The organism is Pseudomonadota bacterium, assembly GCA_037200975.1.
Lineage (GTDB): Bacteria > Pseudomonadota > Gammaproteobacteria > Steroidobacterales > Steroidobacteraceae > CADEED01.
This window is the reverse complement of record JBBCGI010000001.1, coordinates 3,580,192-3,604,176: the sequence shown is the minus strand read 5'-3', so window position 1 is coordinate 3,604,176 and position 23,985 is coordinate 3,580,192. Positions and strand designations below refer to the sequence as shown.

General features: G+C 63.9%; 18 protein-coding genes and 1 tRNA gene. 7 read left to right on the top strand and 12 right to left on the bottom strand.

Annotated features, from left to right (window positions below; genetic code table 11):
• Window positions 1-11: 11 nt before the first annotated feature.
• Both WDO72_16265 and WDO72_16260 read right to left on the bottom strand, forming a co-directional pair.
• Window positions 12-872: a VOC family protein gene (locus WDO72_16265; protein ID MEJ0087227.1), complete on the bottom strand. Its 861-nt coding sequence runs from the start codon at window positions 870-872 to the stop codon at window positions 12-14.
• A gap of 17 nt (window positions 873-889) precedes the next feature.
• On the bottom strand, window positions 890-2,482 hold the full coding sequence (locus WDO72_16260) for an SMP-30/gluconolactonase/LRE family protein (protein ID MEJ0087226.1): 1,593 nt from the start codon (window positions 2,480-2,482) through the stop codon (window positions 890-892).
• Window positions 2,483-2,717: 235 nt separating this feature from the next.
• Between WDO72_16260 and WDO72_16255 the strand changes: the two genes are divergently transcribed.
• From WDO72_16255 to WDO72_16245, 3 genes are all read left to right on the top strand, one after another.
• The gene (locus tag WDO72_16255) at window positions 2,718-5,933 is read left to right on the top strand and encodes a two-component regulator propeller domain-containing protein (protein MEJ0087225.1); all 3,216 of its coding nucleotides are present in this window, start codon (window positions 2,718-2,720) and stop codon (window positions 5,931-5,933) included.
• Complete coding sequence (locus WDO72_16250) at window positions 5,930-6,577, top strand: response regulator transcription factor (protein ID MEJ0087224.1); 648 nt, start codon at window positions 5,930-5,932, stop codon at window positions 6,575-6,577. Before WDO72_16255 ends, WDO72_16250 begins: the two co-directional genes overlap by 4 nt.
• A gap of 63 nt (window positions 6,578-6,640) precedes the next feature.
• Window positions 6,641-7,012: a DoxX family protein gene (locus tag WDO72_16245; GenBank protein MEJ0087223.1), complete on the top strand. Its 372-nt coding sequence runs from the start codon at window positions 6,641-6,643 to the stop codon at window positions 7,010-7,012.
• 73 nt (window positions 7,013-7,085) lie between these two features.
• Here the strand turns inward: WDO72_16245 and WDO72_16240 are convergent, their stop codons facing one another.
• The 3 genes from WDO72_16240 to WDO72_16230 form a co-directional block, all read right to left on the bottom strand.
• Window positions 7,086-8,705: a hypothetical protein gene (locus WDO72_16240; protein ID MEJ0087222.1), complete on the bottom strand. Its 1,620-nt coding sequence runs from the start codon at window positions 8,703-8,705 to the stop codon at window positions 7,086-7,088.
• Window positions 8,706-8,747: 42 nt separating this feature from the next.
• A tRNA-Ser gene (locus WDO72_16235) sits at window positions 8,748-8,833 on the bottom strand.
• The gene (locus WDO72_16230) at window positions 8,822-9,772 is read right to left on the bottom strand and encodes a rhodanese-like domain-containing protein (GenBank protein ID MEJ0087221.1); all 951 of its coding nucleotides are present in this window, start codon (window positions 9,770-9,772) and stop codon (window positions 8,822-8,824) included. Before WDO72_16230 ends, WDO72_16235 begins: the two co-directional genes overlap by 12 nt.
• A 150-nt stretch (window positions 9,773-9,922) precedes the next feature.
• Between WDO72_16230 and WDO72_16225 the strand changes: the two genes are divergently transcribed.
• Both WDO72_16225 and WDO72_16220 read left to right on the top strand, forming a co-directional pair.
• The gene (locus WDO72_16225; GenBank protein ID MEJ0087220.1) at window positions 9,923-10,744 is read left to right on the top strand and encodes an SDR family oxidoreductase; all 822 of its coding nucleotides are present in this window, start codon (window positions 9,923-9,925) and stop codon (window positions 10,742-10,744) included.
• Window positions 10,745-10,756: 12 nt separating this feature from the next.
• The gene (locus WDO72_16220) at window positions 10,757-11,761 is read left to right on the top strand and encodes an AraC family transcriptional regulator ligand-binding domain-containing protein (protein MEJ0087219.1); all 1,005 of its coding nucleotides are present in this window, start codon (window positions 10,757-10,759) and stop codon (window positions 11,759-11,761) included.
• A 13-nt stretch (window positions 11,762-11,774) separates the two neighbouring features.
• On the opposite strand, the gene WDO72_16215 is transcribed toward WDO72_16220, so the two are convergent.
• From WDO72_16215 to WDO72_16185, 7 genes are read right to left on the bottom strand one after another with little or no spacing between them, the layout of a single operon-like run.
• Entirely contained in the window at window positions 11,775-12,962 is a 1,188-nt protein-coding gene (locus tag WDO72_16215) for a mandelate racemase/muconate lactonizing enzyme family protein (protein ID MEJ0087218.1), read from the bottom strand.
• The gene (locus tag WDO72_16210; GenBank protein MEJ0087217.1) at window positions 12,959-14,665 is read right to left on the bottom strand and encodes a Na+:solute symporter; all 1,707 of its coding nucleotides are present in this window, start codon (window positions 14,663-14,665) and stop codon (window positions 12,959-12,961) included. Before WDO72_16210 ends, WDO72_16215 begins: the two co-directional genes overlap by 4 nt.
• Window positions 14,666-14,668: 3 nt before the next feature.
• Window positions 14,669-15,673, bottom strand: a complete 1,005-nt coding sequence (locus tag WDO72_16205) for a glycoside hydrolase family 88 protein (protein ID MEJ0087216.1) — start codon at window positions 15,671-15,673, stop codon at window positions 14,669-14,671.
• The gene (locus WDO72_16200) at window positions 15,670-17,145 is read right to left on the bottom strand and encodes a 2-dehydro-3-deoxy-6-phosphogalactonate aldolase (protein MEJ0087215.1); all 1,476 of its coding nucleotides are present in this window, start codon (window positions 17,143-17,145) and stop codon (window positions 15,670-15,672) included. The genes WDO72_16205 and WDO72_16200 overlap by 4 nt, the downstream gene beginning before the upstream one ends.
• Window positions 17,142-18,074, bottom strand: a complete 933-nt coding sequence (locus WDO72_16195) for a 2-dehydro-3-deoxygalactonokinase (protein MEJ0087214.1) — start codon at window positions 18,072-18,074, stop codon at window positions 17,142-17,144. Before WDO72_16195 ends, WDO72_16200 begins: the two co-directional genes overlap by 4 nt.
• 20 nt (window positions 18,075-18,094) lie before the next feature.
• Window positions 18,095-18,826 carry an SDR family oxidoreductase gene (locus WDO72_16190; protein MEJ0087213.1) on the bottom strand — a complete coding sequence of 244 codons (732 nt, stop codon included), beginning with the start codon at window positions 18,824-18,826 and terminating at the stop codon, window positions 18,095-18,097.
• Window positions 18,827-18,870: 44 nt separating this feature from the next.
• On the bottom strand, window positions 18,871-21,510 hold the full coding sequence (locus tag WDO72_16185; protein MEJ0087212.1) for a TonB-dependent receptor: 2,640 nt from the start codon (window positions 21,508-21,510) through the stop codon (window positions 18,871-18,873).
• A gap of 191 nt (window positions 21,511-21,701) precedes the next feature.
• Between WDO72_16185 and WDO72_16180 the strand changes: the two genes are divergently transcribed.
• A complete protein-coding gene (locus WDO72_16180; GenBank protein ID MEJ0087211.1) occupies window positions 21,702-22,616 on the top strand; it encodes a dihydrodipicolinate synthase family protein in 915 nt (304 codons plus the stop codon).
• 20 nt (window positions 22,617-22,636) lie between these two features.
• Window positions 22,637-23,437: a helix-turn-helix domain-containing protein gene (locus WDO72_16175; GenBank protein MEJ0087210.1), complete on the top strand. Its 801-nt coding sequence runs from the start codon at window positions 22,637-22,639 to the stop codon at window positions 23,435-23,437.
• The last annotated feature ends 548 nt before the right edge of the window (window positions 23,438-23,985 follow it).

Here is a 23,985-nt window from a genome sequence, read left to right as displayed (position 1 = left end):
GGATCTCCTGGTTATTTTGCAGCAGCGGCCGCGAGCTTCTGACGCGCCTTGAGCGCGTCATCGAACGTCCGCTTCACCGGCCCGAGCGCCTGCACGAACTCGAGCTGCTCACCTTCGGGTCCCTTGCAATAGATCAGCCGCCAGCCGTTCGATTTGCCTTCGGTGATGCCGTTGCTGTTGGCGTCGAGCGGTGCGGCCAGCCGCTCCTGCTCGGTGGTCACCGTGAGCACGCGATTGGCCCGGACCTGCGGCATGCCGCGCCGCGCGGATTCGGCTTCGAGGTCGGCGATGAATTTGTTGAAGTCGACGTCATCGCGGATGTGGAAGCAGATGTGCATCATTCGCGGAAATGCGGGACTCATGTGGTCGAGCGGCTCGGCGAAGGCGGCGCCGCTGCCGGCCGACTGCGTGGCGTCGCGGTACTGCAGTAGTTCGATCACCACGTTGTCGAACTGGATGAAGCGCACGTCGAGGCGCTGCGCGCCGCCTTTGAGGTCCGGAATACCCAGCGTGCGCGGATTGACCCGGCGCACGCGCGCCTCGATCTCCTGGTCGGTCAGCAGCGTGTTGTGGATGCGCTCGCCCTGGAAATCGCCATCGCGCATCACTTCCGTGCCGCCGAGCACGTCGGTGTAGAACGCATAGGCACGGTCCATGCTCTGCACGGTGAGCCCGAAATGCTGCACGCCCTGCAACCGCGCACCGAGCGGCGCGCCATCCGTCGCAGCGTTACCCGGCGCACGCCCATACGGTGCGGCGTCCGCGGTGGTACTGGTCGCGGCCGCCAGCCCGCCGACCATCGCGAATCCGGCAGCCTGGAGTACCACCCGGCGCTGGTGATCGGTGTCGTCAGTAGTTTGATGCTCTGGCATGTCTGGTCTCCTCTCGTTCATTGGTGTGCTCTCCTCCACAACCGGATCGTGGCGATCGACGCCTGTGTGTAGCCGGGTGGGTTCGATTCGCCGCCGAAGCGGGCGGCACTGGTGATCGTGTTGGTCGTCAGAAGTCCGCCGACGTACGGTGCCGGCAGGCCGCTCAGGACGAGCTGACAACGAACGGGAAACAGGCCGGGCTCGGGGAAGTCGGTCATGAGCGCGAGGCATTCGCCGCTGCCGCGAAACGAGACCTCGCCGAGCTGGATCTCGGCATAGAAGTACTGCCGCGCGCGTTCGGGCGTTGCGCCGAAGCAGGCGCGCAGTTCCGCGACGCGAGTCTGTTTCACGTCCACGACGCGGCCGTCTTCCGGCTGCGAGCGAATGCTCCAGAACGAAAAGAATCGCTCGGCGTCGGTGGCGAACGGCTCGAAGCCGGTTCTCGAAGCCGCACACCAGTCGACTTCGGGTGCCTTCACTTCCCGGATGCTGCGCAGGACGTAGATATCTTCCGATGCCGGGCGCGGCAGCCATCCGATCTTTGGCGCGTTCAAGCTGTGGATGTAGAGACGATCCGCGGTTTCCGTGACACCCGTGGTCTGCGGATAGACGCCAGCGGGATCCTGCAGGTCTTCGACGACCCGGCCATCCTCGGTGAATGCAAAGACGTGCCCATATGGATCGCCGACCGGCAACAGCGAGCTGGGCAGGCGCAACAAGATTTTTCTCATCGCGGGCTTCTGCGACAGTCCATCCGCCGCCGGATTGCGTGGCCGGAACAGGCCGGCCCAGATGCGGCCATCGCGGCCACGCATGAGGTTGTCCGGATAACCAGGCAAGTTGTCGATTAGCACACTCGCCTGCAGCGAACCGCTGCGCACGTCGAGATCGCGCGCCGCATGGTCGACTTTCCAGATCCGGTAGCGGCCCGTCTCGGACACGAACAACGTCTGCTCGTCGGCGGACAGCGCGATGCCGTTGGCAAACGAGAACCCATGCGCCACGATGCGGGTGAGCCCGGTCGCGGGATCATGCGCAAGCACCCGGCCGGTCGCCGCCTGCTCGAGGATGTCGAGCACGCTCGCCTCGAGCGTGCCGCCCCAGTCGCTGGGTGCGAAACGTCCGGAAGCGTCGGTGAAGTAGATAGTTCCGTCGCGCGCGACGACGATGGAATTGGCGTAGCGGATCGGATCGTCCGCACTCACGCGGTCAGCCAGCACGCGAATGGATCCATCGGGTGCAATGGCGAGCAGACCCTTCATGGCGTCCGCCGCGATCATCCGGCCCTGTGCGTCGAAGTCGAACCCCAGCACCCGTCCGCCCGTGTTCGCAAACGTCTCGCGATTCGCGCCGTCGGGCTGCATGCGCAGCAGCGCGCCACCGTTCATCGCGGCGTAGAGCTTGCCATCCGGGCCGATCGCGATGTGCTCGGGCCCGGAGTCGGCGCCGAGATCGATCGTGCGCAGATCCGCGAGGCGTGTATTGGGTGCAAACGCGCCGACGTAACCCGGTGGCACCGGCGCGATCCACGACCGCGGTTCCGCGGGCACGGGCCAAGCGCATAGATACGCCACGACGCCCACCAGCACGATTCCCGTTGCCGCGGCCACTCTCCAATAGATAGGCGATCGCACCCTGACCCCCAATTCGCGTCGGTCATCCACGAAGCCCGGCGGCTCCATCCCTGGCGCTCATCGTTGCACCTCAAGGATTCCGGCGCGGCTCCCCAAAGCAGGCATTTGCAATACCCCTTTCGAGTACACGATCGAGCGTTGCGCTACCCCGGTTGTGCACTCGCTGCTAGAGTCTCGGCGCCTCCAGTCAGTTCAGTGCGCCAAACAACCCATGGGATTTGCCGCTCGCTTCGCATTGGCCTTCCTGATGGTCGTCACTTCGACCGGTGTTCTGGCGGCACCTCCCCGTGCGCGGATCGATCCGCGCATCGTCCCGATCGGCGTGACCGACGCGGAGGATCTTCGTTTCGTGCGCCTGTCCCGCTCGCAGGGCCTCTCGCAGCAGCGCGTGACGGATATCGTTCAGGACCAGCGCGGATTTCTCTGGTTCGGTACGCAGTACGGTCTCAATCGCTACGACGGTTATCGGTTCCGGGTTTTCAAGAACGATCCCGACGATCCACAGAGCGTCTGCGACGTCCACATCACGGCGTTATTCAGCGACCGCGAAGGACGGATCTGGGTGGGCTGCGCCTATTCGGTCGATCGCTACGATCCGGTCACGGAAAAGTTCGTGCACTACCAGCTAGAGCAATCGCCCGCCGCCCAGACTAGTGGCGCGGTCAGGCACATCAGCCAGGATCGTGAAGGCCGCCTGTGGTTGTCCACGCGCAACGGCTTGTATGGCCTCGATCCGCAGACCGGTACCGTGCAACGCTTCGCGCACGAGAGCACCAACCCCTTCAGCCTCAGCAGCAGTGTAGTCAGGTCCAGTGGCGAGGACCGATCCGGCGCCTTCTGGGTGACGAGCTCCGCGGGACTCGATCGGTTCGATCGGGAAAGCGGTCGCGTCACGCTGCACGTGTCTTTGCATGAGCCGGACGAACCCACGTTCTATGAAGACCGCGCCGGCACCTTCTGGATCATGCAGGAGTCGGGCAATGGTCTCGCAATCCTGGACCGTCGCACGCAGCGCCTCCTGCGCTACTCCTTCGCCAGCAAGGACTCACCACGGCTCGCTCAGACGGGTGTCAGCTCGATGCTCGAAGACCGGAATGGCACGTTGTGGGTGGGAACCCTCTCCAACGGCATCCTGAAGTTCGACCGCGCGCGGCAGCAATTTACGCGTTATCGCCACGATCCCGCGAACCTGGAGAGCCTCTCCGAGAATCGCATCACCACGCTGTTCGAGGATCGCGAAGGCCTCATCTGGACCGGGTTCCACGCGACCGAGCCTGGCTTTTTCATGACGACGGCCCTGCCGTTCACCAGGCTGCCATTCGACGCGCGCAATCCTAACAATCTGGGCGAGAAGTTGATCAACGTCCTGTACGAGGATCGCCACGGCATCCTCTGGATGGGAACGTCCGGCGCACTCAACCGGCTCGATCGCAAGAGCGGCCAACTCACGCACCTCGATGTCCCGGGAAGCGGGATCGCGAGTGAAGTGCTGTCGGTCGTCGAAGATCCGTCCACTGGGGCAATGTGGATCGGCACTGGAGGCCAGGGACTGTACCGGCTCGAGACTACCGGGCAACTACAGGCGTTCCGCCATGACAACGGCAATCCAGCCAGTCTGAGTGACGACTGGGTCATTCGACTCTTTTATGACGCGCACGGACGGCTCTGGATCGGCACCCTCGACGGGTTGAACCGATTCGATTCCGCCACAGGCGGATTCACCACCTATCGGCACGGCAAGCCGAATACTCCGCACGTGTACCGGTCGATCGTGGAAGACGCGCGCGGCGCGCTCTGGCTGGATGCCGACGGCGATGGCGTGCAGCGCTTCGATCCCGAAACCGCGCGATTCACACCGGTCCGCCTGCAGCACGCGAGCGCGCGCCTGTACAAACGTGTGCAGACCCTGCACGTGGATCACACCGGAGCCGTATGGGCTGGAACAGGCAATGGCCTCTTTCGCTACGACGTGGAAACGGGGGAGAGCAGGTACTACAGCGAACGAGACGGCCTGCCCAGCAACACGGTGAGCTGCGTGTTCGAGGACAGCCACGGCGATCTGTGGATGGGAACGAGTGAAGGACTGTCGCGCCTTGACCGCTCGCGCAAGATTTTCAAGAACTATTCGCTCGCGGATGGCCTGCCCGGGCTCGATTTCACGGGCTGGAGCGCGTGTTATCGCGGCGCTTCGGGAGAGATGTTCTTCGGTGGTTTTGCGGGCGGCGTCGTATTCAAACCGGAAGACGTGCGCGATCTCGACTACGCGCCGCCCATGGCGCTCACCGGTTTCCAGCTGGCCGGTGTACCGGTCGCGCCCGGCCCGGCTGCGCCGTTGTCCCGCGCGCTCGACTACTCACGAGCGGTCACGCTGCTCCACGATCAGAACAGTTTCTCGATCGCGTTCACCAGCTTGAGTTTCCGCAGCCCGTCGACGAATCGCTTTCGTTATCGTCTCGAAGGAATCGAGGACCAATGGCAAGAAGTGGGCGGCGATCGGCGCTTCGCCAACTACACCGCCCTGCGCCCAGGTCACTATCTATTTCGCGTTCAGGGCGCGACCAGCCGCGGTCCCTGGGGCGAGCCGGGTCTCGCAGTTGCCATCGAGATACAGCCACCCTGGTGGGAAACCTGGTGGTTCAGGACGCTGCTCGTACTCATCGTGTTGGCGGCGATCTTCGTGGCGTACATTTTGCGCATCCGGCAGATCTCGCAACAGTTCAGCCTGCGGCTGGATGAGCGCGTGAGTGAGCGGACACGCATCGCGCGCGAGCTGCACGACTCGCTGCTGCAGGGCTTTCAGGGGCTGATGTTCCGGATTCAAGCCGTGCGTACGCTGCTGCCGGACAGAGCTCCCGAGGCCGCGGTGCTCCTCGAAACCGCGCTCGACGGTGGCGACCGCGCCATCGCGGAGGGCCGCGCGGCCGTGCACGACCTGCGATCTAACGTGCTGCTCGTCAGCGATCTTGCCGATTCACTGGCGGCGCTCGGAGCGGAGCTCACTGCGAGCACCGGGCCTGCGCCTTCCTTCCGCGTCATCGTGGAAGGCAAGCCCCGGCCCATCGCGCCGCTCATCCGCGACGATGTGTACCGCATCGCGCGCGAAGCCTTGCGAAACGCGGTTCAGCATTCCAAGTCGCGGCAAATCGAGGTGGCGCTGCACTACGCGGAGGGCGCGCTCATACTGCGAATCCGCGACGATGGAATCGGCATCGACACGAATGTGGCGCGTGCCGGACAGCGAGCCGGCCATTGGGGGCTACAAGGTATGCGCGAACGAGCTGAATCTTTCGGCGGCCGCCTCGCGGTCTGGAGCGACCGCGGCGCGGGAACCGAGATCGAACTATCGGTGCCGGCGCGGGTGGCCTACGACGGCGCGATGAAGCGGCGCCTGCTGGCCGGTTTCTTCGCGCGCCGGAGACATCCTTGAAATCCACTACGCCAATCCGGGTGCTGGCGGCGGACGATCATCCGCTGCTGCGCGAGGGAATCGCGGCGCTCATTGGAACGCAAAGCGACATGCAGCTCGTGGCAGAAGCGGCGACCGGGCGCGAAACGGTCGAGCGGTTTCGCGCAGTTCGCCCCGACGTGACGCTGCTCGACATACAAATGCCCGAGATGAGCGGCATCGACGCATTGATTGCCATCCGCAGCGAGTTTCCGAACGCGAAGGTCATCATCTTGACCACCTACGGCGGCGATGTGCTCGCGGAGCGCGCGCTCAAGGCGGGCGCATACGCCTATGTCCTCAAGGGGCTGGTACGCAAGGAACTGCTCGAAACCATTCGCGCGGTGCATCTCGGCCAGAAGCGGGTTCATCCGGACGTGGCGAATGAGCTCGCCTCGCATGTGGGCGAAGAGGCGCTTTCGGAGCGCGAGATCGAGGTACTGAAACTCGTGGCTGCCGGCAACTCCAACAAGGAGATTGGAGCGCGTCTCTTCATCACGGAGCAGACCGCCAAGGCACATATGAAGCGCATCATCGCGAAGCTCGGCGCCAACGACCGCACACACGCCGTGACATTGGCGATGAACCGCGGATTTCTGGAGAGCGGCGTTCCCTCGAAGGGGTAACTGGCGAACTACTGGTTCGAGGGTCTTCCCTGGCGGCCGACTTCCGTAGGCTCGTGAGAGCCCATGCAACGATTGTTCTCCACGTTTCCAAACGGATGGCCGGGATACGGCCTGCTGACGCTGCGCCTGACCTGTGGCGCGCCGTTATTGGTCATGGGACTCGCAAAACTGTCGGGATCGCCCGTCGATTCGATCGGCTGGTTCAGCATGCTCAGCTGTCTGACGGGCGTAATGATTCTTGCAGGACTGTGGACTCCTTTTGCCGCGTCGTGCCACGCGATCCTTCAGGGCGTAATGGCATGCGCGGGCGGAACTTTCGCGGCGACCCATCTGATACTCGCATTAATTGGCGTGAGTCTCGTGATGCTCGGCCCGGGGTACTGGTCGATCGACGCGCGCCTCTATGGACGCAAGCGCATCGATCTAGAACGATGAGTCCTCGCAAGTCGACTTCAGTTACCCGTACGCGATGACGGTCGAGTCTGATGTATTTTGGGCATGGTCTCGGCTATCGAACCACAAAGGTATCGGCCAAGCGCCGCGCCTCTCTAACTATATCCGGCGGAAATCCCACCTTCTCCAAAAGCTTGATCGCATTCTTGGTTGTGGAGATCCCTGAATGTAACCGGTAGTCAAAGACCTCTGGCAGATCCGGATTCTCGACAAAATGAAACGCAAGAAAGCTTGGTCCCAGCAGGTTCTGCAACTCGACGTCGTGTGTCGTTACAAGCACCTGCGCGTGCGCCCCGAGGGACTCGAGCACTGCCTTGCCGGCAGCGATCCTCTCAGGTGTATTGGTACCACGAAAGAGCTCATCGATTAGAAACACGTCTCGACCATCGCGCTCCGCGCCTTGCACAAAGGCCAGGATTCTTTCGAGCTCGGCGAAGAAGTGACTCTTGCCAGACTCGATCGAATGCTCAGCCCGAATCGAGGCCATGACTTTCGATCGCGGGATAACGGCCGCCGAAGCAAAACACATGCCGAGGGTGCGGCCCAAAATGATGTTCGCGCCAACCATCTTGATGAAGGTTGTCTTGCCCGCCATATTCGTGCCGACAACGAGCGCCGATTGCCCACGCAGAGCGACCGAATTGGCGACCGGGGCGGCAAGTAGCGGGTGGAAACCATCGATGAACTCGATCGTCTTCTCGCTCGTAATCGCAGGCAGGCAATGGGCGGGAATCCGCTGCAGCCACGAGGCAATCGCAATATCAGCATCGAGGGAGCCAACTTGCAGAAATACTTGAGAGAGCGTGTCGCGATGACGCCGCATACTTCGCGCAACCAATACCCCCGCCACTTGGTCAGCTAGGAAAAGTAGATTGAGCCAGAAGTAGAACGATGCAACAAAATCGTTGCTACGGTCAGCAAGAAACCACCGGAATGACCGGCGCAGATCTGCAGTGTTGCTGAGAATCATGCTCAATCTTGTCGGTTGGGAAACTGGTCCTGGCGCGGCCAGTTTCGCGACACGCGCGGCGGCAGAAATCATCCTGCCGAGCCTTTCGGTCGCCAGGAAAGTTTCATGGATGTCGTGGCGTACGAATACCACGATGCCCATGTTGCACAGGACCATCGTACCCAATAGCCACACCAGTGCAGGATTCAGGATCGTGGCTGCGATCACCAACAGCGATACGACTGACATCGCCAGAACCAAGCCCGTCAAGCGCGGATTGTCGGGCAGTTTGCCGAACAGGCTCCCGCATGTAAGGGCATCGGAGTCTTTTCGCAGTGGCCACAGGCTCAGCTGCAACTGCTCGCGTAACACAGTGTTCTGCCTGAGTACTTGGTACGCAGCGTAGTCCTTCTCGAGCTCGCCTGGATCATCCCGATAGATACGCAGCTTGCGATAGAGGCACTGGCTGCCCAAAGGGGTCAGTGTCGAATCCATGGACGAGAACAACCGGCCAAACTCCAGGTCGGTCCAAGTCCCGTCGTCGACTGATTCCGTCGCGGCGTCTCGCGTTAGATCGAAGAGCGTCGTCGAAAGCCAAGGCTCCTTGCGGGCTTCCCGACCCCAACTCTCCCGGATCCGATCAATCGGACGGTGTTTCCGAAAAAGCCCGAACCGAAACCAGGCCTGTATGAGTTGGAAGCGGATTCGCCAGTGGAACGGTGGCATGAGGCTTTCTCTTGTAATCGCGGCCGAACCTTGACGTGAGCAAGCACACGGAAGGGAATCGAACCCTCGATCCCGGCTTTATGAGAGCGGCTGACCAGTCAATTGAACTTGAATACTCAACCGCTTGCTGCGGATGCGGGTGCATCGGTTGCGATTTCGACGACCGGAAACCCCTGCGCACGCCAGGCGCTGATGCCGCCTGCCAGCGGACGCACGTGTTTGAATCCCATCGCCTTCAATTTGCGTGCAACCACCGCCGCCGACGCATCGTTCGGGCAATCGCAGTAGACGACAATGGCGTTGTTCGTGTCGATCTTGAGCTCGGAGACGTCGCGCACGCTGATGCTGCCGGCAATCCATCCACTGCGCGCGCGGCTTTCAGCGCTGCGCACGTCGATGAGCATCAGTCCGGGCATGGCTTGCATTTCTGCACGCAGTTGTTCGGACGAGATACGCGTCATGCGGATCTCGCGCAGGAAGCGATGGCGCTGCCACAGCTTGTAGGCGACGAACAGCAAGAGGGCTAACAACAACATCGCCACGGCGATGTGGCCCAGATCTTCGAGCGTGTTCAGCAACGCCTCCACCGCCTCGTGGAAGGTCGCGCCCAGAATCAGCGCGCCACTCACCCAGAGCACGGCGCCGAGGAAATCGAATATCAGGAAACGCATCCAGCCCGTGCCCGCCTGGCCGGCCAGCGTGGTGGACACGGCCGCGAAGCCGGGGATGTATTTGGCCAGCATGAGCGAGGGCGCACCGAACTTCTCGTAGATGCGCCGCGTGGTTCCGACGCAGGAATCCGGCGAGAGCGAGATGCGGCACATCAGGCGCAACAACTGCGCACCGTAGCGGCGGCCGCCCGCGAACCAGCTGACGTCGGCCACCAGTGCGGCCACGGAGCCCACGAGCAGAATGGGCCACAGCGGCTCGCCCGCATCGGTGGCCAGCGCCGCCGTGACGATCATCGGTGCATAAGAAGGAGTCGGCAGCCCGCCCTGGTCGAGCAGCACGCTGATGAAGACCACCCAGAGTCCGTAGGTTTCGATGACGTGGATCAGCGCTTCCATGGCGCGATCATGCGGGCGTTCGGGTCAACCGAACAACTTTTTCGCGACGGCCGCGCCAAGCGCATGGCGCGATCGGATGGTGAATTGGCGCCTGTTGCCACTGTGCGGGCGATCGTTCCGCCCTACCTTGCTGGCCAGGAGGAACGAATCATGAACCAGACGATACTCATCACCGGCGCATCCAGCGGCCTCGGCCGCGCCACCGCCAGGCATTTCCACGCGCAGGGCTGGAACGTCATCGCGACGATGCGCGCGCCCGAACGCGAAACCGAGCTCACCCAGCTGCCACGCGTGCTCGTGACGCGGCTCGACGTGCAGGATGCGGTTTCCATCAAGGCCGCCGTCGACGCCGGCATCGCGCGCTTCGGACGCATCGACGCCCTGGTGAACAATGCGGGCTACGGCGCGTACGGACCGCTCGAAGCCACGCCCTTCGATAAAATCCGCCGGCAGTTCGAAGTCAACGTGTTCGGCCTGCTGGCTACCACGCAGGCGCTGCTGCCGCACTTTCGCGCGAATCGCAGCGGTGTCATCGCCAACGTCTCCTCGATCGGCGGGAAGATCACGTTTCCGCTCGGCACGCTTTATCACGGCACGAAGTTCGCCGTGGAAGGCCTGTCCGAATCGTTGCACTACGAGCTCGCGCCACTTGGCATCCGGGTGAAGGTCATCGAGCCCGGTGGCATCAGGACGGATTTCGGCGGCCGCTCGCTCGACTTCAGCAATGATCCGGCGCTGCTCGAGTACCAGCCGCTCGTTCAGGGCGTGCTGGCCGCGCTCGGCCCGATGGTCGCGCAGGGTTCCGAACCCGGGCAGATCGCGGAAGTCGTGTGGCGCGCGGTGACGGATGGCTCGAATCAGCTGCGTTACGAGGCGGGCGCCGATGCCGCGCCATTACTCGCCGCGCGACGCGCCACCGACGATGCGACGTTCTTCGCGGGCTTGAAGGCGCAGCTCGGACTTCCCGCATAATCCGGGCTCATCGTGATCACGCCTGCCCGCACCTACGCGCTCGATACGACCTGGCGGACGCTGCTGAAAGATCTCGGCGTGCGGCCGGCCAACGTGCTGCGACGCGCCGGCCTCGCCGACGATCTGCTGCAGCAGCCGTCGGTGCGGCTGCCGCCCGAGCAGTACTACCGGCTGTGGGACGGCATCGAGGCGGAGTGCGGCGATCCGCTGTTTCCGATCAGCTTGTGCGAGTCGGTGCGCAGCGAATCCTTTTCGCCGCCGATGTTCGCGGCGCTCTGCAGCCCCAACCTGATCGTCGCCGCGCAACGCATCGCGAAGTACAAGGCGTTGATCGCGCCGATTCGTTTCGGCGTGACGAAATCGCGCGAGGTCGTGACGCTGGAGTTCGCCTGGCGCGATGCTCCGCTGACGCCGCCGCTGTCGATGGTGATGTTCGAGTTGTTGGTCGGTGTCGCGCTGGCGCGGATCGGCACGCGCGAAGACGTGCGGCCCATCGAAGTGACCACCGCGGTGCTGCCCTCGCCGCTTGCGCCGTACGAGAAATTCCTCGGTGCGCGCGTGAAGCGCGGACCGAAGAATCGCGTCGTGTTCACAGCGGCGGATGCGATGCGTCCGTTCCTCACGTCGAACGAGCCGTTGTGGTCGGCCTTCGAGCCGTCGCTGCGGCAGCGGCTCGCCGATCTAGACGAATCGGTGCCGACTTCGCAGCGTATACGCGCCGCGCTGCTGGAAGGATTGCCGAGCGGATTGGCGACGATGGAGGCGATCGCGTCAAAGCTTGCACTCAGCAAGCGGACCATGCAGCGCAGGATCGAAACCGAAAACACCAGCTTCCAGCAGATCCTGCGCGAGACGCGCGAGTCGCTGGCTCGCCACTACCTCGAGAAGACCAAACTACCGGCCGCCGAGATTGCGTTCCTGCTCGGGTTTGGTGAGGCGAATTCGTTCTACCGCGCGTTTCGCGCCTGGACCGGGAAGACGCCGGAAGCGGTGCGGGAAGCGCGACGAAAGGATTGAGGGAAGCGAATCGCTACGCCTTTTTCGTCACCGTCCAATGCTGCGCGACGCTGCTCGCGAGTTTCTGCTCGTTCACGGTGACACCGAGGCCGGGCCCCAGCGGCACGACGAGCTCGCCATCGATGACCTGCATGGCCGGCTCCACGAAGCGGTTCGTGATCTCGAAGCTCGGCGGCTGATGCTCCTGCACGCGAAAGTTGGGAATCGCCGCGGACAGATGCCAGGTCGCCGCCGTGCCCGTTCCGAGGAAAATGCTGGAATGCGGAGCGATCGTGCGGTGATGCGCGTGGACGATGTCGGCGATCTTCTTGCCTTCGGTGATTCCGGTGCGAAGGATGTCGGGCTGTGCGATATCGAGTGCCTCCTGCCGGCACCAGTCGAGAAATTGCCGCGTCGTGCGCAGCGGCTCGCCCACGGCGATCGGCGTATCGAGGGCCTGCGCCAGCGCGGCGTGCCCGGCGATATCCTCGGGGTCGAGCGGAGACTCGATCCACGTGAGGCGCAACTCGTCCGCGATGCGGCCGAGACGCAGGGCATCCGAGCGGTCGTACTTCCAGAACCAGTCGGTCTCGATGTCGGTGGCCGCGTCGAGCCCGGCGCGCAAGGCGCGGATCTCCGCTTCATCGCGCGCCACTCCACGGCCTAGATAGGCCTTCACGCCGCTGAATCCGGCGGTGGCTGCCTTGCGCGACACCTGCACCCGGTCCTCTGTGGAGGCGCCGCGGATTCCCGAAATGTAGGCCGGCAAACGCGTGCGGAACGGCCCGCCGAGCACCTCACACACCGGTGCGTTGTACGCGCGGCCTTTGATATCCCACAAGGCGAGATCGATGCCGGCCATGGCGTCCAGCATGAAGCCCGTCGTGTGCCCGCGCACGTTCATGCTGTGATACAGCCGGTCGAAGACGACTTCCGGTTGGCGCGGATCCATGCCCAGCACGATGGGGCCCAGCAACTCTCGCACCAGCGAGCCCGCCACTTCGGGCACCAGGGGCGCCTGCGCCTCACCCCAACCTACCAGGCCATTGTCCGTTTCGATGCGGATGAAGCAGCTCTGACTCTGCGTGCTGTAGGCCTCGCGCCATTCGCTTTCGAAATAGTAGCTGCTGGTGCCGAGCGTCTGCGGCTTGTTGGCCTGCGCGCCGAAGCGGTCGTGCTGATCCACCTTGATGACATAGACATCGAGTCGCTCGATTTTCAAGACACACCCTCCAGAGAACTTTCACGCATGACTCGTTCATGCAGACGCCGCGCGGCTAACCACACGCCGATGCCCAGCAACAGCACTGCGGCACCGAAGGCGCCGAGACTCGTGCGATAACCGGGATCGAAAGGCACCAGGGCCAAAATCACGGCGCCGCTGACGGAAAGCGAAATGCCCAGCGCGCGCGCGGGCAAGGTGTCGATGGGGCCATGGCTGCGAATCGCCGCGCTGGCGGCCTCCTGCGTTCGCCGCCATCCGGGTGCTTCACCGCGCGACACGAAGTGCGCCACGCTCAGCACGATCACCGGCAGGATCACGCCGACCGTCACGTCCACCATTCCCTCCGGTATGAGAGCCCATCCCATCTGCGCTCCAACCTTGAACAACACTCCGGCGGCAAACGAGATGGCCACGGTCATCCACAAGGCGCGCGTGGTCACTCGCGGGCTCAGCAGGCCCCAGATCGTCGGCGCCATCAGCGGGCCGACGATCAACGTGGCCCAGAGAATCACGATGTGCTCGACGCCACCCGCCTGCGGCACCACCACCGCCAGCACGACGAGTACCACACCGATGATGCCCGAGAACATCCGCCCCGCCTTGACGAGTTCGCGTTCGCCAGCGGCCGGCCGGAACAGGCGCCGATACACATCGTTGGTCAGCACGCCCGCAAAGACATTCAGATAGCCGCTCACGGTGCTGGCGGTGGCCGAGAACATCGCCGCCACCATGAGGCCGATCATGCCGGCCGGCAGCACGGCCTGCCCCGCCAGGATATAGGCCTGCTCTGGATTCGCGCCCGGATGCGTGAGCCGGAACAGCAGCGGCGGCGCCAGCCAGATCAGCGGGCTCACGAAGTACAGGCAGCCGAATAGATAGGTGGCCTTGCGCGCATCGCGCGGACTGCGCACGCTCAGGAAGCGCTGCGCGAAAGCCCAATCGGCGCCGATGATGAAGAACTGCGTGGTGCACCAGCCGGCGAGGAACAGCCAGCCATAACCACCGCCCGTCGGTTCGAAGAAGCCGGCCGGCGCGGCCGCGGCGAGATCGTGCAACGACGGCACGCCGATCAACGTGAGCAGGACCACGAAGATCACCGACAGGTTCAGGATCACGAACTGCAGGACGTCGGTCATGAGCACCGCCCACAAGCCACCGAACATCGTGTACACGATGACGATGGCGCCGAAGCCGCAGGTGAGCAGCGCAATGGAAATGTGCCCGGTCTGCGGATCTCGCAGCCAGTTGCCGACCGACAGGGGCATCAACGTGGCCAGCACCACGGCCAGCGCGTACAGCGTGATGGACACGTCGACCACGCGAAATCCGATCAGCGTCCAGGTGTAGAAGCGGATCGCCCTTTCGCCGAAGCGCAGCTCGATGAACTCGGCCGGTGTGCGCACGCCGAGCGCGTTCCACTTGCCCGCCACCCAATATCCCGCGGCCAGCGCGGCGACGCCGTAGGAGATGTTGATGAGGATGGCTACGACGCCATATTTGTAGGCAATGCCGCCCCAGACCACGAAGGTTCCGGCGGAGAACATCGTCATGAAACTGCTGAGCCCGGCCACCCACCACGGCGATGCTCCACCCGCCGCGAACATGTCGCGCACCGAGCGGTTGCGGCGCGCGAACAGCAACCCGAATGCCAGCGTGCCGCCTAGATAGCCGAACAGGATCACGTAGTCGAGCGTTGCCATGTATTACGAACCGCCCGCATTCGCGAGTGAACATTCCATGAGCAGCAGCGCGCCCTGCCCCCACGGGTAGACACCGAAAGGTCGCGTCGCGTATGTCGAGAGCTGGCCCACCGGTGTGGCACTGCTCACCAGGCCGAGCGAGCCGTCGGCATCGACATGGCGGCGGACGGCCGCCACCGCGCTGGCGCGCGCCGTCCCAATTCGGGATGGGAGCGAAACGCCCGCCTGCTCGAGCTGGTTCGTGGCACGCACGAACATCGCAGCGAGCGTGGTCTCCTCGTAGGTTTCCGCGGCATCGATCACGGTGCTCCACAGGCCGCTCGGACGCTGCGTACTAACAAGGGCATTCACCAGTCTCAAACTACGTTCGCGCAACTGCGCGGCGCCTTCGATATCCATCGCGGACAACGAACTGCAAACCTTCAGCACGTCGGCCATGCCCAGCAGCGCCCAGCCCTGCCCGCGCGCCCAGGCGTGGCCGTTCGCGCCTGCGTACATGTCGTAGCCGTGCATGAAGAGGCCGTCCGGCCGCTGCAGGTGATTCGCGTAGCCGAGCATCAGTTCCACGGCACGATGCAACCAGGATGACTCACCACTTGCGGCCGCGAACCTTGCATACAGCGGGCCGACCAGATCCATCGAATCGACCCAGATCTGCCAGGCCCAGCCCGGCTGGTGCGCACGCACCTGCAGCGCGCCGTGCGAAGTCCGTGGCAGCTTTTCGTGTGCGGAAACCAGCGCGCGCGCCGCTTCCAGCCAGCGAGCGTCACCCGTCAACGAATGAAGCTCTAACAACACGGCGCCGGGTGCGAGGAGATCTTCGGCGGTGCCCGCGGCGCGTTCCAAGGTTGAGCGGCACAGGGCTTCCACTTGCTCCCGATACCCCGCCTGGCCAGTGACCACCGCCGCTTCGAGCAGGCCTTCGAGCGCAATCGCCTCACCGAATGCCCACTTGCGAAACGGCCACTGCAAGGTCCGATCGGCAATGCGGGAAATTGTCGCACTCATGCCGGCAGATCCACGGCGATGAGCGAGCCCGACCACGGCGCTTCCGCCAGCTCGGCCTCGCTCAACCGGAATCGGGAAGTGGTCACGTAGAGCGTGTCCGGTTTCCCCGGGATGAAGCAGCCATTGCTGGCGTGTTTCGCCGGGATGACGATCTGCCGCGAAATGCTCCCGTCGCGCTCGACGCGCACCACTCTCGATCCGCCCCACATCGCCACCCACACCGCGCCGTCTTCCGCGACTGCGAGGCCGTCCGGCTTGCCCGGCACGTGCAGGAAATCCGTGACGATACGCGGCGGGCTCACTTGCGCCGACTCGATGTCGCAATCGAATGAGAGCAAGGTCCGGTGCAACGTATCGACGAGGAACAACTTGCGGTGATCGGAGCTGAAGCCGATGCCGTTGCACACGCCGAACCCACCCGCCAGCTGGCGCGTAGCGCCCTTCGTGTCCGTCACGAACAACGCACCGTGACCCGAGATGAGTGCGTAACTCATCGAGCCGCTCCAGATGCGCCCGAGCGGATCCATGGTGGCGTCGTTGAGCCGCGTGTTCGCAAATGGCAGCGCGACCGTCGCCCAATGGCGGGTCTTGCCGGATTCGATGTCCACTTCGCGAATCGAATCCGCGGCAACACCCAGCACGCGCCCATCAGGCGCGGGCATCACCACCGACAGCGTGGTGTCGAGCGGTGCGGACGTGGGCTCGCGAACGCCGGCGCCGTCGACCGCACAGCGAACGATGGCGGGCGCGGCGAAGTCCACCCACACGATCTCGCGTGTCCTCTCGTTCCAGAACGGGCTCTCGCCCACGCGAACCTGCGCGGTGCTGAGCTGGCGAACCCGCGTACCCAGCGCGCGCAGCAACCGCTTCGCACGTTCGCCCGCTTCCGCCGCGGCAAGCCCCGGCTTGTAGACGTCACTGCCGGTGCCTACGCCAGCGCATCCCGCTGCGATGAACTCGGCGGCATTGCGGGACGTGAGCCCGCCCACGGCGATGAGCCGCACATGTTTCGGCAATACAGAGAGCAGCGACTTCACCGTCGACGTTCCGAGTGCATCGGCGGGGAACAACTTCAGAAACGTCGCGCCCTCCTCGACCGCGGAAAACGCTTCACTCGCGGTCGCGACTCCGGGCAAGGGCACCACGCCCTGCGCGATGGCCCGGCGAATCACGCGCGGATCGCAATTCGGTGCCACGCAGATCTGACCGCCCGCCTGCGCGACGGCGTCGACATCCTGCTCCGTGAGTACTGTGCCGGCGCCCACGACCACGCGATCGCCGAAATGCGCGCGCAACTTCCGCACGCTGGTCAACGGGTCCGGAGAGTTGAGCGGCACTTCGACTATCCGGAAGCCGCTGGAAACCAGTGCCTCTGCAACCTCGACACACTCGGTTGGCGTGACTCCCCGGAGGATCGCCACGGCGGGACATTGCGCGAACGCAGCTTCGAAGGCAGACGAGTGATTGCTCACGGCCGCGCTCCCACCACGTTGTGATGAAGGATGCGGTAAGCCTCGAGCAGGCAGCTCGCGCCGTCGACGAGGTGTGCGCCCACGCCGAATTGCGCCAGCGCGCCCCGATACAGCTCGCACAACGCCGGATTCCCCACCAGCGGAATCGAAGCTTGGCTGCGAATCTGCGGCTGCATCCGTATCGCATCTTCGATTTCGGCGCCGATCAACAGCCCTCTCGCATACGAGGCGGCGTGGGCCTTGGGGAGTCTTGCGCGCAGCACCTGCGCGCGCACGCCAAACAACAGACGTCCCAGCCCCGTGCCTTCCGCGGCGCCACGCTCCACGCCCCGCGCAAACCATTCGTCGGAGATCGCGGACTGTTCTTTGTCGAGCACGCTGCTCAACAGGCTTTTCTCCGCCAGCCGGTCGAACAGCTCGCCGCCCATCGAGGTGAAGAATTCGCTCACGGACCCATCGCTGACACGCACCCATTTCGTGTGTGTGCCCGGCAGCACCGCGTGCAACGTCGGGGTGGCCGCGCCCTGCAACGCGACCAGGCCGAAAATCTCCATCTCCTCGCCACGCAGTACGTCCGGATCGCCGTTGGGCAGAATCGCTGCGAGCCCCGGCACGATGCTGCAATTCACGTCGCCGATACGCGTCTGTGTCAGCGACCGGCTCACCTCGAGCAGCGTGGCCGGGCAATCGAGATGCGGCACTTCGACCCAGCCGGCGCTGGAACCGATCATCCCGGAACAGTAAATGTGCTCGGTCTTCGGCCAGCCAACCACCGCTTCGGCGAGCGCGGCCGGCAGCGCGTCCCGGTCGAGTCGCGTGACACCGTTTGCCGTCCGATGCCGATCCACGATGCCGCTCGCCGGTTCGATTAGATAGGCCGCGAAGGTGCTGCTGCCCCAATTCACGGCGATGAAGGCGGTGGCGCTCAAGTTTTGTGATCCGGCAGTCTTCAGCGCCGCGCGAGATGCGCTCCGCCATCGAGCGGGTAGATAGCGCCGGTGACCCACGACGCCTCGTCCGACGCCAGAAAGGCAAGCAGCTGCGCGACATCGCGCGGCGTTCCGAGCCGGTCGAGCGGATGGCGTTTGATGTTCGCCGCGCGCGCCGAGCCGGGATCCGGATTCCGGTCGAACGATGCCTGCAGCAGCGGCGTGTCGATCGAAGCCGGCGCCACGCCATTCACACGGATACCGCTGGGCGCAAGCTCCAGCGCCAGCGAACGCAGCAGCGCATCGAGCCCGCCTTTTGAAGCTGCGTAGGCCGCCAGGCCCGGCGCACCCATCGCTCCATTGATGGAGCTCACCAAGACGATGGATCCGCGCCGCGCCGTACGCATTGCCGGAGCGAACGCGAGCACCATGCGCACCGCACCGATCACATTCACGTTGTAGAGCCGCGCAAAGGCCTCGGTCGAGGAATCGAGCGTCGGCAGGTTCTCGCTGATCGCCGCCGCGTGTACGACGACGCCCGGGTCCCCGAGATGCGCGCGGACTTCTTCCGCCGCGCGCGTGACCGCGAGATCGCTACCTACATCGCAAACGATGGACCGGTCGGCTGCCGGGCTCGCTTTCAGGTCGAGCCCCGCAACTTTCGCGCCTTCGGCCTTGAGCTGCGCGCAGACCGCCTGCCCGATCCCGCCCGCCGCGCCAGTGACAACCGCAACAATCCCTTGGAAACGCATCGTCCACCTTCACTGCAGAGATCCCGACTCAGCCTCTACGCGTTTCAGAATCGCGCGGCAACCGTGAATTTGAAGATCCGTCCGTATTCGGTATTCGTGCGCAGTGCCTCGGGAAACGCATTGTAGGTGCGGAGCTGGCTGTCGAGCAGGTTGATGCCCTCCAGGGTCACCGACAGCGACTTGCTGAACTCCCAGCGTGCCGTGGCGGCGAAATCCTTGTACTCGTCGAAGAACACACCGGTATCGCTGGGCCCGATGCCCTGCAGGTAGCGGTCGCGCCAGTTATAGGCGAGGCGGATGCTGGCCGGCCCCTTCTCGTAATACGCCACCAGGTTGACGTTGTTCTTGGAAAGCCCCGGCAGCGTGAGCGCGTTGCCGTTGCGATCCTCCACGGGCGTGTTGCTGTCGATGAATGAGTACGTCGCGACGACTCCGAAGCCATCGAAAGGCGCGGGCAGGAACGTGAAGGGCTGCTGGTACAGCACCTCGACGCCCTTGACCTTGGCCGCCTCGCCGTTGATCTGGCGCACCACCGTGACCGGCGTGCTGTGGCCAGGCAGATCTTCCTGTTGCGCGGACTGCACGATGAAAGTGTCGATGTCCTTGTAGAAGAGTCCCAGCGACAGCAGCGAGCCGGGCGCGAAGTACCACTCCGCCGACGCATCGAACTGGTTCGCGCGGAACGGATCGAGATCCGGGCTACCGCCGACCGCCGTGCCGTCGTCGAAATCCTGCAGGCCGTTGTTGAGCGCCTCGGTGTTCGGATACGCCACCACACGTGCGGCACCGAAGCGCAGGACGACGCTGTCGCTGGCGTCGTAGCGGACCACGGCGGACGGCAACACGTCGTCGTCGGTGCGCTCGAACACGTTCGGAATCACGCCGCCGTTCGAAACGAGCGAACCTGTGGAGGTGAGGTCGCGGTGCAGGAACCGCACGCCGACGTTGCCGGCCAACTTGTGATCCCCGAGCGATCCCTCGAAGTCGAGCTTCGCGTACGCCGCGGTGAACTTCTCCTCGATCTGGAAACTGCCCAGCGGCGTGACGGTGGTTTCGCAGATCGCCTGCTGATCGGCATTCCAGATCTCCGCGAACGATTCGCAGTTCTCGAACACGCTTTTGCTGCCCGTCAGGTAGGAGCGCGGCAGTCCCGGGGCGCCGCCGGGGAGAAAGTCGGGATTGCTGAATACCGTGGTGAATGCGGACAGATCGGTGGCGGGAGTTCCCGGCTCGATGTCACGCAGGCGTTGCAGCGTGTCCGTGTCGATCTCGTTGTAACGCGCGCCGACTTCGACGGATTTCAACCAGCTCGAGTCGAATGTCCAGGTGGAATCCCCGCTCACGCTCTTGTTCTTCGATTCGGAGGCGAACAGGTTGTCGTAGAGGATGGCGAGATTGAGCCCGGAAGGATCCGTGAGGTCCGTGGGAAACGTGAACGAGCCGAAATCCCCGACGCGCAGGTCGTAGGAAATCGGCACGCCGGCATTCGATTGCAGCCGGAAGAATCGCTGCGCGTAAGACGACGTCGAATCGGAGTAGTCCACTGCGCCGTGAATCTTCCAGGATTCGCTCACGCTCCAGTCCGCCGTGAGCGCCGTGGACTTGATGTCGGACTCGGTGTCGGCGAACTCTGCGTTCGTGTTGATGGGCCGCGTCACGATGCCGGCGAGCAGGTTCTCGTGCGGCGAGAACACCACGTCGGTGTGCGGGCCGAAGCCGGCGAAGTAGCCGATCCAGTAGCGGTCGCGATCCGAATCGAGGCGCGAATAGAACCCATCGAGCGTCAGCTCGAAGTTCTCGCTCGGGCGCCATTGCGCGAGCGCGGTGAGGCCCACCCGCTCGCGGGTTTCGGCTATCTGTTGCAGACGCGCGTCCAGGTCGAACAGGCCGGATTTGCCGTCGCCGTTGGGATCGTTCGAGACCGGATTTCCATTTGCGTCGAACAGCGGTGCGTCGTTGTCGGCGATCACGCCCCAGCCCGAGAAGGTGTTGACACCCTGCTCGGCCAGATCGCGTTTGCCAGCGACGGCGCTCACGAGAATGCCGAATGTGTCGTCCGCAAATGTGTTGGACGCGAGGCCGAAGAACTCGTATCCGCCCTTGCCCGGCAGATCGTCGTAGCTGGCGGTGCCACTCACCGCGAACTGCGGACCGTGCACGTCGAGCGGTTTGCGCGTCACGATGTCCACCACACCGCCGAGGCCGCCTTCGATCTGATCGGCGCCGGAAAGCTTGGTGACTTCGAGCCGCGAGATGAGCTCCGACGGCACGAGGCTCAGGAGGCCGTACGTCGAGGTGTTGAGCTGATCGAGTCCATTGCCGCCGCGACCGGTGGAATCGAAGATCTGCCGGCCGTTGAACAGGATCACGTTTTCGTGCTGGCCACGAATGGTGATGTCCGTGCCCTCGCCGATACCGCGATCGATCTGCACGCCCGACACACGCGCCAGCGATTCGGCGACGTTGGTGTCCGGTAGTTTGCCGATGTCGCTCGCCACGATGGCGTCGACGAACTGGATCTGGTTGCGCTTGAGGTCGCGCGCCTGGTCGAGGCTCTCGCGCACGCCCGTGACGACGACTTCGTCCAGGTCACCGTCGGCGCCCGGGGGTTGCTGCGCAAACGCCGCGGGAATCCAGAGCTGAGTCGCCACGACCCACAGGAACACTCTCTTCTTATTAGTCATCGATCCCCCGATCCATCCCAGTGGATGATCTTCTTGGTGATTGGGACACTCCGACCGCGCGTTCGCCTGCATCGGTGTCGCTATAATAGCGACATTAATGGCGTTTGCAACCCTCTTCGGGTCCATTTGGCAATTTAAGTTGCTATAGTAGCAACGTTACAACCCAAAAAGAGGCGAGGCATCGGACCCTCATGACGATCGAACAGCAAACCTTCCAAGGCGTATTTCCTGTGCTGCCGGCCATCTTCGACCGGCACGGCGCGGTGGATGAGGGCGGTCTTCGCAAGGTGCTCGAGTACGCAATTGGTGCAGGGGCGGATGGCATCGTGTTTCCTGGCCTGGCGAGTGAATACGAGCAGCTCACCGCCGATGAGCGTCACGCGCTCGTGGCGCTGCTCGGCACCTGGATCGGAGGCCGCGTGCATTTTGTGGTCGGCGCGAGCGCAGGTTCGCTGGATGCCATTGCGTCTTTCGCATCGCACGGCGCGCAACATGGCGCCAGCGCGGCAATGATCATGACGCCGCACGCCCTCGCCGATGATCTTCCCCGGATGGCGACTTTTCTGGATGACGTCGCGCGCAATTCACGGCTGCCCATCATTCTGCAGAACGCACCGAAGCCGATGGGCATCGGGCTGTCGGTCGACGCGTTGTCCGCGCTGGTGCGCGGCGCGCCCGGTATCGAGCTCGTAAAAGAGGAAACGCCCCCGTGTGGCCAGCGCATCACCACCCTGCTGCGCGAACACGTGCCTCATCTTCGTGGTGTGTTCGGCGGAGCCGGCGGACGTTACATCATCGATGAAATGAACCGGGGTGCCGCCGGGACGATGCCGGCCTGCGAGATCGTCGAGGCCCACGTGCAGATGCTCGCGGCGCATCGCGCGGGTGATGTCGAGCGTGCGCGCGATCTGTTCGAACACTGCCTGCCGCTGCTCAGCATGCAGGCCATCTTTCGCTGGCGGCTCACGAAAGAGGTGCTGCTCAGGCGCGGCCTCATCGAAAGCCCGTACACGCGCGCACCCGGACCCGTGCTGGATGCGGACGACCTCAAAGAGCTGGACGCCCTGCTCCTGCGGCTGCGGGATTTGATCGGCGGGATGAAGTGAGTGCTAGTATCCCGCGCGCCATGGCCTCCCGTCAGAAGAGCGCTCAGCCTAACCAGAGCCTGATCGATGGAATCGCGACGTTGCAGGCGCTCGCCACGTCCGAGGCGCCTGTGGGTGGCCGCGAGCTCGCACGCCGGCTCGGGTTCGACCCGACGCGGGTCAATCGCCTGCTGAAGACTCTCGCGTCACTGGGCATCGCCCGTCAGACCGCCGATCGCAAATACACCGCCGGCCCCGGCATGCACGTGCTCGCTGCGCAGAGTCTGTTCGCGTCGGGTCTGATTCGCCGCGCGCTGCCGGCGCTCGAGTCGCTGCGGCGGTTCAATCATACGGTCGCAATGGGCGTGCTCTGGCGCGACAACGTGAGTTATCTCTATCACGCCCCGCCAGGATTCTCTTCATCGGAGGCGCTCGGCCGCATCGGCCTGTATCCGGCGACTCGCGGTGGTATCGGCCTGGCGTTGCTCGCCGAGCTGGACGATGACGAAGTCACCGATATCTACAGCGGGCAGGAGATCCCGAATTTTCCTGCGGGGATCGAATCGCTTCGCGACACGCTCGCAGAGATCCGGGCGCAGGGATACGTTCGGATTCTGGTGAAGCCGGAAGTGGATCAGCACACGGTTGCGGTCACCGTGGGTGAGCCCATTCACGCAGCCATCGGCATGTCGGGCTGGATTCCGCCGGAAACTACGGAAGCGGTGGTGGAGGCGCTGCGCGCGGCTGCCGTGCTCGTCGAGCCGACGCACAACTCACATCTCGTGGCGGCCCATCCCGACGATCCGCTCGCCGCTGCGCTCAATACCCGTACCGCCGTGTAGTTGGCTGGCGCCGCTTCGTTCGCGTGCCACTGCGCCTGACGAGTCCTCTGTGGGAGCGTACGTGCGGGGAGCCCACAAACGTCCGCATGCTCAGCCGCCAAGTAACTCAGCGGGCGTCCATCGCTTCAGCAGCAAAGTGCCTAAGACGGAGCGCGCTGCCCAAGTGGTCGTATTACTGTGCGGCAGGGTTTTCGCACCGAGTTTCGTGGACCACGGGCTTGGCAACTCACTGACTGACTAACTACATACAACGGCGTATGGTCCTTACGTTCTTGCACTTCTTGAGCAGATCCGCGAGCGCATTGCAGGCCGATGGCTCGAGGCCGCGGAAAGAGGTATTACCTAATGTTGTCGGCTTAAAACGCTAACGATGTGACCGGGATTCACCGACCAAAAACAATTGGTGGAAAGGAAATCGAACCCCCTGTCCCGGCATTATGAGAAGTGCCGCCGTCATGTCCTCTATCCATTCAACAACTTACGACGCGCTTCGTTCAGCATCCAGGCCGATTTAAGCTCTCTTGCTCCGCTGATATGGCGGAGCACCA